Genomic DNA, 12094 nt, shown 5'->3' with positions numbered 1-12094 from the left:
TTTTCAGTATCAAAACAATATGAGAAAAAAATACTATTCAATAAAATGCATAACTCTTTTACCAATGATAATGATATCTATATCTATATTATTTTCTTTTATTTATTTTATTAATTCAAATAATAATCTAACTTTTTATAATAAAGACTTTGAAATATATCAAAAAAATTTAGTTCACTTTTTTATATTAATTGTTTCAATTCTCATTATAGGATTTATTGGCGAACTATTTATAGCCTATAATATTACGACCTATGTTTCAAATGGAAATAGAATAATAAATAAATTAAATAATAGTAATCATGATAATAAATACACTCCTAAAGGATCAATTATTTTAGAATTAAATACTCTCGAACTATCAGTTTTTAAATTATATGAGAATTTTAGAAAGTCGTATAAATCTCTTAAAACAGATGAAATTAAATATAGAACTTTAGTAGAAAATATAGATAATATGATATATAGTATTTCACCTGAAGGAATTGTGCTTTCAATAAATAAGTCCTTTGAAAGAGTGCTTAAAAGAAATAGAAATGAAGTAATAGGAAAGCATTATAAAATATTTTTTAATAAAATTGAAAGCTTTTATTTTAATGATAAATATTTTAAAGAGGCCATAGTCTCAAAAGAAAAAGTTGTTTTTAATTATAGTTACATAGAAGAAGATATTACAAAATATGTTCTTGTAAGCTTTATCCCTTTGCTTAATGATAAAAATGAAGTTATTATGATAATTGGTTATGACCTAGATATTTCCGAACTTATATATACTCAAGAAAAAATAGATAAAATTCATGAAAATGAAAAAATAAAACTTGAAAAAATACTTCAAAAGCAAAAAATCGAACTTGAAAAAACAATGGAAGAGCTTCTTGAAAAAGAAAAGCTTGCATCTCTTGGTTCTTTAGTTTCTGGAGTTGCTCATGAAATAAACACACCAATTGGAACCTCTTTAACTACATCAACCTATATGGAAGATTTAATTAATAAAAACAAAACTTTAATACTTAATGGAAAGTTATCAAAAGAAAAATTCATAACATTTATTGATAATTTAGAAGAAAGCTCAATAATACTTACTTCTAATTTAATTAAGGCTGCAAAATTAGTAACTAGTTTTAAAAAAATTTCAGTAAATCAAAATCATGATGAAATGCAATTATTTAATTTAAATGAAATTACAAATGAAGTGATATTAAGTTTAAAACATGAATACAAAAATACTAAAACAAAGATTTTACTCAACTGTGATGATTCAATTGCCATTATGAATTTTCCAGGCTCATTTTCACAAATTATAACTAATTTGATTATGAACACACTTAAACATGGCTTTACAAAAAATTATGATGGAATAATAAATATTGACATTATTAAAAAAGATAATAAAATCAATATTATTTATTCTGATAATGGTAGAGGAATAGAAGAACATATTCTACCTAAAATATTCAATCCTTTTTTCACAACTAATAGGAATACTAATAGTAGTGGTCTTGGACTAAATATTATATATAATATTGTAACGGGTCAATTAAATGGAAATATCAAGTGCACTAGTATTCCTTTTGAAAAGACAAGTTTTATAATTGAATTTCCATTAAACAATAGTAATATTGACCTATAAAATTAAAAACGATGCTATTTTTTATTATAGCATCGTTTTTATCTTATCCTCTTAAGTCATCTAAAAGCTGTGTTTTATCTTTTGTTTTATCATCTTTCATCTTTATTACTTTTGCAGGTGAACCTGCAACAACTGAATTTTCCGGTACATCTGATGTAACAACTGATCCAGCTGCAACAACAGAGTTTTTACCAACTTTAACGCCTTCAAGCACTACTGCATTTGCCCCAATTAAAACTCCATCTTCAATAATAACCGGAGTTGCACTTGGTGGCTCAAGCACTCCTGCTATAACAGCACCTGCACCTATATGAGCATTATTACCAATTGTAGCTCTTGCTCCTAGAACCGCATTCATATCAATCATAGTTCCTTCTCCAATACTTGAACCAATGTTAATAACTGCACCCATCATAATGACTGCATTTTTACCTATATCAACTCTATCACGAATAATAGCACCTGGCTCAATTCTTGCATCAATTTTCTTTGTATTAAGCATTGGAATTGCAGAATTGCGTCTATCGTCCTCCACTACATATTCCTCTATAAGCTTTTCATTTTCATATAAAAATTCTTCAACTTTATCATTTTCTCCAAATATTACATAAAATGAATTTTCTCCAAATATTTTTAATTCTTTTGAATTAACTTCTTTTAAATCACCCCTTACATAAACTTTTACTGGTGTCGTTTTTTTTGAATCCTTAATAAATTTTGCAATTTCATAAGGATTAGTCATATCATAATTCATATTTCCTCCAATTTCTCAAATAGCAAAAATCTATACCTATTTTTCTAAAAAACAGTTTAAAATTTTTACATTTAAAATACAATATTATTTTTACTAAATATACTTTACTATTATTTTAACATATCATCCATTCTATATAGACCACTTTCTTTACCATAGATGAATTTTGCAGCTTCTATAGCTCCTTTTGCAAAGACCTTCTTACTTCTTGCACTGTGCGAGAGGGTAATAATTTCATCTGTTCCAGCAAAAATTATTTCATGTTCGCCTACTATGGTCCCGCCGCGAACAGCATGAATAGCAATTTCATTTTTTTTTCTTTTAGTGTCATTGCCTTCTCTTCCATAAATAAATTCTTTTTCATTTAATACAGATTTTATTGAATTTGCAATCATTTTAGCAGTTCCACTTGGTGAATCAACTTTTTTATTGTGATGTTTCTCTATAATTTCTATATCAAAATCTTCTAAAATTGTACTCGCTTTTTTAACTATATCAATTAATAAATTAATTCCTAGCGACATGTTTCCTGATTTAAATATAGGAACATATTTTGAAGTTTCTTCAATTTGCTTTAATATTTCATCTGTCAAACCTGTTGTACAAAGTACTACTGGTGTATGTGTTCTTTTGCAAAATTCTAGCATATTTGGCACAAGTGAAAAATGCGAAAAATCAACTATTATATCACCTTTTATATTTTCATCCGAATAATCAGTAAATTGTTTAAAAGTATAGTATTTATTTGGTTTTCTATCAATTCCAGAAGTTATCATTAAAGATTCATCCTCTGAAATCAATTCTAATACATTTTTTCCCATAGCACCATTAAAACCAGATAAGATAATATTCATCATAATACTCCTTCCCATATTAATAGTATAAGTATCAGTCCAAAAACAACTGATACTTATACAAATATTTATTCGTTTACTTTATAAGATTTTCTTTAATAAGTTCCTTTCTTAAAGCTTCAAGATTACTTTCTTTCATTTCACAAAGAGGTAATCTTAGTATTCCTACATCTTTACCCATTAGATTAAGTGCCGTTTTAACCGGTATAGGATTAACTTCTATAAACAAACTATCAATTAATGGCTTCAATTTCAATTGAAGTTCTCTCGATTTTTCAATTTGACCTTCATGGAATAAAGAAACAATATTATGTGTCTCTCTAGGCATAATATTAGCTACTACTGAAATCACACCATCTCCACCTAGGGATAAAAGAGGAACAATCATATCATCATTTCCAGAATAAAGCTTAAAATCATTTGGAATAATTCTAGCTACTTCAGCGCACTGCGATATATTACCTGAAGCTTCTTTTACAGCTTTAATATTTTTATGTTGGCTTAATTTAAGAACAGTAGAAGGTTCAATGTTAACACCTGTTCTACTTGGAACATTATATAGTATAATAGGAATATTTACAGCATCTGCAATTGCTTCATAGTGTTTAATAAGACCATTTTGAGTTGCTTTATTGTAATATGGAGTTACACATAGTAAGCCATCAACGCCTAATTCCTCAGCTTCTTTACTCATCATAATTGCATGATTAGTTGAATTACTTCCTGTTCCTGCAATAAGTGGAACTCTTTTATTAACTCTATTTACAGCAAATTTTATTACTTCCTTATGTTCATCATCTTCAAGAGTTGAAGCTTCTCCCGTTGTTCCACACACAATAATGGCATCCGTTAAATTCTCTATTTGCCAATCAATAAGTTCTCCAAGTTTTTCAAAATTTACGCCATTTTCATTCATAGGAGTTACTATTGCTACACCAGAACCTTTAAATAAAGTCATTTTTCCTCCTTACATATACGATTTACATGTTTATTGCAATTTTTTCTGCAATTTGTACAGCATTTGAGGCTGCTCCTTTTCTTACATTATCAGCAACCACCCATATATTTATTCCATTTTCAACACTAAAATCCCTTCTTATTCTTCCAATATAAACTTCATCTGTATCAACAGCTTCCGTCGCAAGTGGATAAATATTGTTAGATGGGTCGTCTCTAAGAACAATACCATCAAATTTTTCAAATGATTCTTTAATTTCTTCTATAGAAAATTCTTTCTTTAATTCTACATTAATTGATTCACTATGGCATTTAAACATTGGGACTCTTACAGCTGTTGCAGTAATTTTCAGACTATCATCACCAAGTATTTTTTTTGTTTCATTAACCATTTTCATTTCTTCTTTTGTATATCCATTTTCCATAAATACATCAATATGTGGAAGACAGTTATTTGCAATAGAGTGAGGATAAGCTAAATTCAACTCTTTACCTTTTAATCCTTCTTCTAGATCTTTCATACCCTTTACACCAGAACCTGAAACTGCTTGGTAAGTAGAATACACAATTCTTTTTATACCATATTTTTCATGAAGTGGTTTTAAAGCAACCATTGCTTGAATAGTAGAACAATTAGGATTTGCAATAATACCCTTATGTTTAAAAATATCATCCGGATTTACTTCAGGAACTACTAGAGGAACTTCAGGGTCCATTCTAAAAGCACTTGAATTATCAATAACAATAACACCTTTCGATGCTGCAATTGGAGAAAATTTTAAAGAAGTTTCTCCTCCTGCTGAAAACAAAGCAATATCAATATCTCTATCAAATGAATCCTCTTTTAACTCTTCAACAATAATTTCTTTGCCTCTATATTTAATAATTGATCCTTCGCTTTTCTTAGAAGCAAAACAATATAAATTTTCTATTGGAAAATTTCTCTCATCAAGAACCTTAAGAAAAGTTCTACCAACCATACCTGTCGCACCTACAATTGCTACATTTAACTTTTTCATAATAAGCCTCCACTTCACTTTAATTCTTAATACAATAATATTTTCTATTTTTTATAATTATTGTATAATTTTTAATTTTGTTAGCGCACAAAACACATAATATCAACATATTCACTATATTAAAATATTATGATTTAAAGTATCTTAACATTTGAAATAAATTTTGTCAACGAAGTGATTATTTTTAGAACAATTAATATTAAAAAGATAAATAATTAAAAAAGATATACCTATAAATTATCTAAGTATATCTTTTTTACATTTTACTAATTTCTATTAAATTCTTATATTTTTTCTTTATTAGATTTATTTTTAGGATCATATATGCCATTCATAAAATCCATTACATTTTTATTTTTGAAAACTAATAATAATAAAATTATATCAATTCCTAGACTAAAGGCACTCATTCTTAAAACGTCTAATACTATTTTAATAAAAATTACCGATCTTAACCCTTTTATACTTTGTTTTTTAATATATCTTAAAATAAACATAATAATAATCGCAGGAATTAACGTTCCTAAAAATATAATACTTAAATGTACATTGCCAATTGCACTTGAGGGTAGATTAAAAAGAGTATTTGAAAATGATTCTTTTATATTATACGAAGTACTTCCTACCGCAGGATTCATTATAAAAATAAATGATACAATTAATAATAAAACTACAGAAAACATAATTTGAAATAAACTTAAAAAAGTTATAATACTTATACCAATTGGTTTTTTTGTAGATGTCATATCTTGAAAATCCATAAATACTCCTTTTTTTGAACTAATTTAACTTCACCATTACATTATGTATTATAGCAAATATTTCACGAGATTTATTAATTATATCAAAAAATTAATAAGTACTTTCTACAGTATTCTTATAAGATTTTTTATTTTTTGTTATTTTTTTTCTTCTTCGCTTTAACACTGTAAAGTATTGAAGTGACTTCATTCACTTTTAATTCTAATAGAATAAAATCAATAATTTACAAATATTGTTATTGACCTTTGCTTTTACACATGCTAATATTCTAAAAAACAACTTACACATTAATATTTGTTAGGAGAACACTATGAACATAAAAATTTTCAATACTTTAAATAATACGAATTTAATTACCAACATTACAAAATTACATCATCATATCTAGATGAGTTTGTTTATATGATTTTTAATCATAGATGCAAGCTCTACTGTACGTGGGCTTGCATCTAGTGATTGGTTTTCTTTGAGAACCTGATTTACAGATGCATATCTGTAAATCAGGTTCTTTTTTATTACTCAAAATTATTATTACTCAAAATTATTATTACTCAAAATTATTATTACTCAAAATTATTATTAACACAAAATACAAAATCAGGAGGTCTATATGCTACTAGATACTAACAAAAATGATCACTACTTAATAAATAAGATTTTCAGCACTTTAGAAAATGAATCCAAATTATGCGGTTATAAAGAATTTTTTATTCCTACTCTTGAAACATCGCAAAATTTGACTAAGGAAAATACAACAGTTAAATATATTGATTTAAATGGGAAACTTATTTGTCTCAGAAAAGACCCAACCGTATCACTTACAAAATTTTTAGCTGAGAAAAATATTAAAAACAACGGTTTTAGTAAATATTTTTACAAAACTAGCACTTTTGGCTGGAATTCCAATGATCAAAATTCCTCCAAAGAAGTATTAAATGCAGGTGTAGAATATTTTGGAAATACTCATTTCGAAAGCGATATTGAAATACTAAATCTTGGATTAAATATTCTAAAAAAACTAAAAATTAATAATCTTAAAATTGATATTGGTGAAATTAACTACTTTCATTCGATTTTAGAAGAATTAAAGCTCGATATTAATTCAGAGAATAAATTAATAAAATTAGTTGAAAGTAAAAACATTCCCGAATTAAAAGAATATCTAAGATTTTTAAATCTTAATGAAAAGTACTCAAATGTTTTAATTCAAATTCCAATACTTTTTGGTAATCCAACAGATGTTTTAAAAAAAGGTAAAAAATTAGCTTTAAATAAGAATATGGATAAATCAATTGAAAATTTAGAATATATTTTATCTTTCCTATCAGATATAGACGTTAATGAAAATATTGAAATTGATTTAGGTTTTTCAAATAATCAAGATTACTACTCTAGTCTTATATTCAAATTTTATTCTACTACTAATAATAAACCTGTTTTGTACGGCGGAAGATACAATAAACTATCAAATAATTACAATGCAAATATTCCCGCATGTGGTTTTGCAATAGATATCAAAAATACTATAGAGGTGATTAATATGAAAAAAAATTTTAGCAATGGTCAAATGTCAGATTATACAATACTATATCGAGAATCTTTTAGAAAAAAAGCGTATCAACTGTCAGAGGATTTAAGAAACAAAGGATTAAGCGTAAAAATTAATATGATTGAATCACTTACAAGTGATTATTTACAAACTAGCTATTTTCTAAATTCAAAGACTATTATTAATTTTAACGAAGAGAATCTTACAATAATTAACCAAGTAAAAAACACATCTTATAAAAGTACCATAGACAATTTTTTAGTTTCTATAACCGAAGACAATACTATATCAATACACTAGGTGGTAAATAATGATTAAAATAGCAATCGCAAAAGGAAGAATAAGCAAAGTAATATACGAATTACTAACTGAAAGTGGATACACTTTTACAGAAAATTCAAAACGCAAACTTATTATTACAGATGATTCAAATTCAATCTCTATAATATACGTTAAATCAGAAGACGTTCCTATTTACGTAGAAAACTCAATTGCTGATATAGGAATTGTAGGAAAAGATATACTCAGAGAAAAAGAATATGACGTATTTGAAGTAGAAGATTTAAAAACTGGTAAATGTGATCTTTGCCTAGCTGGATATAAAAATACAAATATAAGAAAATTAGATAATATTAGAATTGCATCAAAGTACACTACTCAGGCTAAAGAATTTCTAAAATCTAATAATTTAATTGGTAAAGTAATTAAGTTAAATGGCTCTGTAGAACTTGCACCTTTAGTTGGAATAAGTGACTTTATAGTAGATATTGTTGAGACAGGTAGCACTTTAAAAGAAAATAACCTTGAAGTACTTGAAGTGATTAATACAGTTTCAACTAGAGTTATTGCAAATAAAGTATCATATAAAACAAAGTTTTCTTCAATTACAAATTTTATTAGCACAATTAATTAATATCTTTTGCTTAATTAGAAAAATTTTAAAAATAAGAGAAAAAGCGAGGTAAGCATGAAAGTTCTAGATATGAAAACAAAAAATATAAATGACCTAAATAACATTCTATTTAATGAATCAGACATTATATCAAATAGAAAAATTGAAGATGATGTAATGGAAATTATTAATAACGTTAAGCAATATGGAGATGAAAAACTTTTAGAATATGCAAAAAAATTTGATAATGCAAACTTAACTACACTTAAAGTTACAAAACTTGAAATTCAAAATGCTTATAAATTAATTACTGAGGATTTTTTAATAGCTATTAAAGAAGCTAAAGAAAATATATATGAATTTCATAAAAAACAAATTAAAAGTGAATGGTCACTTAAAAAAGAAGGTATAGAATTAGGCCAATTAATTAGGCCAATTGAGCGAGTTGCACTTTATATACCTGGCGGAAAAGCTAATTACCCCTCTACTATTTTAATGAATGCTATACCTGCAAAACTGGCAAACGTTGAAGAAATTTGTATTATTACTCCTCCTAATAAAGATGGAAATATCAATCCTTATGTATTGGTTACAGCAGACTTACTTGGAATTGACGAGATATATAAAATTGGAGGAGCACAGGCTGTTGCAGCAGTTACATTTGGCACTGAAAGTATTAAAAAAGCTGATAAAGTTGTAGGACCTGGCAATAAATACGTAGCCATAGCAAAGAAAATTCTATACGGAAAGATTGGAATTGATATGATTGCAGGTCCTAGTGAAATTCTTATAATTGCCGACAAATACACAAATATTTCATTTATTGTGGCGGATTTATTGGCTCAAGGTGAACACGATGAGCTAGCTAAAATGTTCCTTGTTACTAAAGATAAAGAAATTATTGAAAAAATCAAACTGGAATTAGATATTCAATTAGGAGAACTTAATAGAAAAAAAATCTTAAAAGAATCTATTAATAATAATCTATATATCATTCTAGTATCAGATATTAAAGAAGCAATTAGTATATCAAATTTAATAGCTCCAGAGCATTTAGAAATAATGATTGAAAATCCTAAGCAATATTTAAAAGATATAAAAAATGCCGGATCAATATTTCTAGGAGAATATAGTCCTGAAGTCTTAGGTGACTATCTAGCTGGAACAAATCACACATTACCTACTAGTGGAAACGCAAGATTTTCTTCCCCTCTTAGCGTTGATGATTTTATTAAAAAACCAAATTATATTGAATATAGTAAAGATGCTTTTAATAAAGTAATTAATAGTATTTCAATAATAGCTGATGTTGAAGGATTAGATGGACATTTAAACTCAGCAAAAATAAGAAAATTATAATCTAAAATAAAATAATGAAAGTTCAAGGTGATTTATATGAATACTCAAGCAATATTTAAACTAAATGCAAATGAAAATCCTTATAATAGTGTTAGTATATTTTATTCTAAAATTAAAGACGTTATTTCAGATTTTGATTTTAATCTTTATCCCGATACTGATTCAACAGATTTAAGAAAAGCTATTTCAACTTATGTAAATGCTGATATTGATGAACTAATATGTACCAATGGTTCGGATGAACTAATAAAAATAATAATAGATTCTTTAACAACATCAGATGATACTGTACTTTCTCACTCCCCTACTTTTATGGAATATAAAGTTTTTTCACTAAATAGAGGATGTAAGTATTTAGAAACAAAAGCAAATCTAAAAATTAATATCGATGAACTAATAACTACTGCAAATAATAGTAATGCGAAAATTGTATTTTTATGTAATCCAAATAATCCTACAGGTGAATTGATTTCTAAAGATGAAATTATCAGATTACTAAAATCAGTAAAAAGCTATGTCGTTGTAGATGAGGCATATTATGAATTCGCAAATTTAACTACTGTAGATTTAATTAACGATTTTCCTAACTTAATTGTTATGAGAACTCTTTCTAAAGGCTTTGCTTTAGCTAGTTTAAGAATTGGATATGGAGTAGCTTCAAAAGAAATTATTAAAAAATTATATTCAACTAAAATGCCATACAACTTAAATAGTTTTTCTCAAAAAATCGGAACTATTGCTATGGATGAAAGAGAAATATTTATAGATAAAATTAATTCTATTATTAACGAAAGAGAGCGTATTATTACTAGCTTAAATTCGATTGCTAATAAAGATAAATTCGATTTTAAAAATTCTAGCCAAAATCTAACGGCTTCAAAAGCAAACTTTATACTTCTAAAAGTAAATAATAAAGAAAATATATTAAAAAAATTTAATGCTAATAATATATTAATTAGAGATTTTAAAGATATTCCAATTTTAAAAGATTATATTAGATTCTCAATTGGTACAACTGATATTAACAATAAAATTTTAGAAATTATTGGAGAAGAATATGAGAAAATATAACTTAAAGAGAAAAACTAATGAAACCGATATAAATATTTCAATTAATTTAGATGGAAAAGGAGCTTCAAATATAGATACCGGAGTTGGCTTTTTAGATCATATGTTAATATCTTTTTCCAAACATTCAAATATTGATATTGATTTAAGCTGTAAAGGTGATTTGTACGTTGATACTCATCACACTGTAGAAGATATTGGAATCACACTCGGAAAATCACTAAAAGAAACTTTAAAAAATAAAGAAGGAATTAAAAGATTTTCAAATTCTTTTGTAGCTATGGATGAAGCTTTGCTGCAATCAACTGTAGATATTAGCGGAAGAGGTTTTTTAGTATTTGATTATGTATTTCAGACTTCGAAAGTTGGCAACTTTGAAACAGAAACATTAAAAGAATTTTTATATGCACTTGCTATTAATGCAGAAATTACTCTTCATATTAATATTATTTATGGAATTAATGCTCACCATATAATTGAAGGTATATTTAAAAGTTTAGCATTAACATTAAAAGAAGCTGTATCTATAGATTCTAAAGTATATGGAATTCCATCATCAAAAGGTGTAATTTAATAAAATAAAGTGAGGAAATATTATGTTAGTAATTATTGATTATAAAGTAGGAAATATTCTAAATGCTTATAATTTTTTTAAAGATTTAGATAAGGATATAAAAATTTCATCTGATAAGGAAGAAATAATGGCTGCCGACATCGTAGTACTTCCAGGTGTAGGTGCTTTTGAAGATGCTATGATATCACTTAAAAATACAGGACTTGATAAGGTAATCAAATCATTAGCTAAAGAAAACAAAACAATTATTGGAATTTGTTTAGGCATGCAAGTTTTATTTGATAAATCATATGAAAATGGTGAATTTGAGGGTCTAGGTCTTTTAAAGGGCGAATTTATTAAATTTAATTTTAAAGATTCTACTATTAAAGTTCCGCATATGGGATGGAATATTCTTAAAAACAACTCAATAGGTTCAGTTAATGAACTTTCAAATTCTAACTCACTTCTCACAAATGATTTGGAAGATAAATATGCGTATTTCGTTCATTCATATTATTTATCAAATTATAATAATGAAGATTTACTTCTTTATGCAAATTACAACGTTAAAGTTCCGGCAATGGTTAGAAAAAACAATATTATTGGAATGCAATTCCATCCAGAAAAAAGTTCAGATACTGGAAAATTAATTCTTAATAATCTTAAAAAAATGCTTATAAAAAAGGAGTAATAT

General features: G+C 26.2%; 12 protein-coding genes. 7 read left to right on the top strand and 5 right to left on the bottom strand.

What is annotated here, in order from left to right:
- Positions 1 to 19 precede the first annotated feature (19 nt).
- Positions 20 to 1630, top strand: coding sequence for a PAS domain-containing sensor histidine kinase (locus AACH12_RS04625; RefSeq protein ID WP_338536907.1), 1611 nt, complete (start codon positions 20 to 22; stop codon positions 1628 to 1630).
- A gap of 43 nt (positions 1631 to 1673) precedes the next feature.
- On the opposite strand, the gene dapD is transcribed toward AACH12_RS04625, so the two are convergent.
- From dapD to AACH12_RS04600, 5 genes are all read right to left on the bottom strand, one after another.
- A complete protein-coding gene (gene dapD, locus AACH12_RS04620; RefSeq protein ID WP_338536906.1) occupies positions 1674 to 2384 on the bottom strand; it encodes a 2,3,4,5-tetrahydropyridine-2,6-dicarboxylate N-acetyltransferase in 711 nt (236 codons plus the stop codon).
- Between the two features lie 110 nt (positions 2385 to 2494).
- A complete protein-coding gene (dapB, locus tag AACH12_RS04615) occupies positions 2495 to 3241 on the bottom strand; it encodes a 4-hydroxy-tetrahydrodipicolinate reductase (RefSeq protein WP_338536905.1) in 747 nt (248 codons plus the stop codon).
- 73 nt (positions 3242 to 3314) lie between these two features.
- Positions 3315 to 4196: a 4-hydroxy-tetrahydrodipicolinate synthase gene (dapA, locus tag AACH12_RS04610; protein WP_338536904.1), complete on the bottom strand. Its 882-nt coding sequence runs from the start codon at positions 4194 to 4196 to the stop codon at positions 3315 to 3317.
- Positions 4197 to 4218: 22 nt separating this feature from the next.
- Positions 4219 to 5214 (bottom strand): aspartate-semialdehyde dehydrogenase, encoded by a 996-nt coding sequence (locus AACH12_RS04605; protein WP_338536903.1) that lies wholly within the window; start codon positions 5212 to 5214, stop codon positions 4219 to 4221.
- 284 nt (positions 5215 to 5498) lie between these two features.
- Positions 5499 to 5975, bottom strand: coding sequence for a hypothetical protein (locus tag AACH12_RS04600; RefSeq protein ID WP_338536902.1), 477 nt, complete (start codon positions 5973 to 5975; stop codon positions 5499 to 5501).
- 611 nt (positions 5976 to 6586) lie between these two features.
- On the opposite strand from AACH12_RS04600, the gene AACH12_RS04595 reads away from it, so the two are divergent.
- Genes AACH12_RS04595 through hisH form a run of 6 tightly spaced genes read left to right on the top strand, consistent with a single transcriptional unit; the run spans position 6587 to position 12091 of the window.
- Positions 6587 to 7825: an ATP phosphoribosyltransferase regulatory subunit gene (locus tag AACH12_RS04595; RefSeq protein WP_338536901.1), complete on the top strand. Its 1239-nt coding sequence runs from the start codon at positions 6587 to 6589 to the stop codon at positions 7823 to 7825.
- Between the two features lie 10 nt (positions 7826 to 7835).
- A complete protein-coding gene (gene hisG, locus AACH12_RS04590) occupies positions 7836 to 8438 on the top strand; it encodes an ATP phosphoribosyltransferase (protein ID WP_338536900.1) in 603 nt (200 codons plus the stop codon).
- Positions 8439 to 8492: 54 nt separating this feature from the next.
- A complete protein-coding gene (gene hisD, locus AACH12_RS04585) occupies positions 8493 to 9776 on the top strand; it encodes a histidinol dehydrogenase (RefSeq protein ID WP_338536899.1) in 1284 nt (427 codons plus the stop codon).
- 36 nt (positions 9777 to 9812) lie between these two features.
- Positions 9813 to 10847 carry a histidinol-phosphate transaminase gene (hisC, locus tag AACH12_RS04580; protein WP_338536898.1) on the top strand — a complete coding sequence of 345 codons (1035 nt, stop codon included), beginning with the start codon at positions 9813 to 9815 and terminating at the stop codon, positions 10845 to 10847.
- A complete protein-coding gene (hisB, locus tag AACH12_RS04575; RefSeq protein WP_338536897.1) occupies positions 10834 to 11418 on the top strand; it encodes an imidazoleglycerol-phosphate dehydratase HisB in 585 nt (194 codons plus the stop codon). Before hisC ends, hisB begins: the two co-directional genes overlap by 14 nt.
- A 22-nt stretch (positions 11419 to 11440) precedes the next feature.
- The gene (gene hisH / locus AACH12_RS04570) at positions 11441 to 12091 is read left to right on the top strand and encodes an imidazole glycerol phosphate synthase subunit HisH (RefSeq protein WP_338536896.1); all 651 of its coding nucleotides are present in this window, start codon (positions 11441 to 11443) and stop codon (positions 12089 to 12091) included.
- The last annotated feature ends 3 nt before the right edge of the window (positions 12092 to 12094 follow it).

Origin of the sequence: Helicovermis profundi, assembly GCF_033097505.1 — a bacterium.
GTDB classification, from domain to species: Bacteria; Bacillota; Clostridia; order Peptostreptococcales; family Acidaminobacteraceae; genus Helicovermis; species Helicovermis profundi.
The sequence above is the reverse complement of the archived record's forward strand: the minus strand, read 5'-3'. Positions and strand labels throughout refer to the sequence as shown.

Excerpts from the sequence above, each read along its gene's own strand:
- dapD (WP_338536906.1), bottom strand. The coding sequence starts at position 2,384 with ATGAATTATGATATGACTAATCCTTATGAAATTGCAAAATTTATTAAG.
- hisB (WP_338536897.1), top strand. The coding sequence starts at position 10,834 with ATGAGAAAATATAACTTAAAGAGAAAAACTAATGAAACCGATATAAAT.
- AACH12_RS04605 (WP_338536903.1), bottom strand. The coding sequence starts at position 5,214 with ATGAAAAAGTTAAATGTAGCAATTGTAGGTGCGACAGGTATGGTTGGT.
- hisD (WP_338536899.1), top strand. The coding sequence starts at position 8,493 with ATGAAAGTTCTAGATATGAAAACAAAAAATATAAATGACCTAAATAAC.
- hisH (WP_338536896.1), top strand. The coding sequence starts at position 11,441 with ATGTTAGTAATTATTGATTATAAAGTAGGAAATATTCTAAATGCTTAT.
- AACH12_RS04595 (WP_338536901.1), top strand. The coding sequence starts at position 6,587 with ATGCTACTAGATACTAACAAAAATGATCACTACTTAATAAATAAGATT.
- AACH12_RS04600 (WP_338536902.1), bottom strand. The coding sequence starts at position 5,975 with ATGGATTTTCAAGATATGACATCTACAAAAAAACCAATTGGTATAAGT.
- hisC (WP_338536898.1), top strand. The coding sequence starts at position 9,813 with ATGAATACTCAAGCAATATTTAAACTAAATGCAAATGAAAATCCTTAT.
- AACH12_RS04625 (WP_338536907.1), top strand. The coding sequence starts at position 20 with ATGAGAAAAAAATACTATTCAATAAAATGCATAACTCTTTTACCAATG.
- hisG (WP_338536900.1), top strand. The coding sequence starts at position 7,836 with ATGATTAAAATAGCAATCGCAAAAGGAAGAATAAGCAAAGTAATATAC.
- dapB (WP_338536905.1), bottom strand. The coding sequence starts at position 3,241 with ATGATGAATATTATCTTATCTGGTTTTAATGGTGCTATGGGAAAAAAT.
- dapA (WP_338536904.1), bottom strand. The coding sequence starts at position 4,196 with ATGACTTTATTTAAAGGTTCTGGTGTAGCAATAGTAACTCCTATGAAT.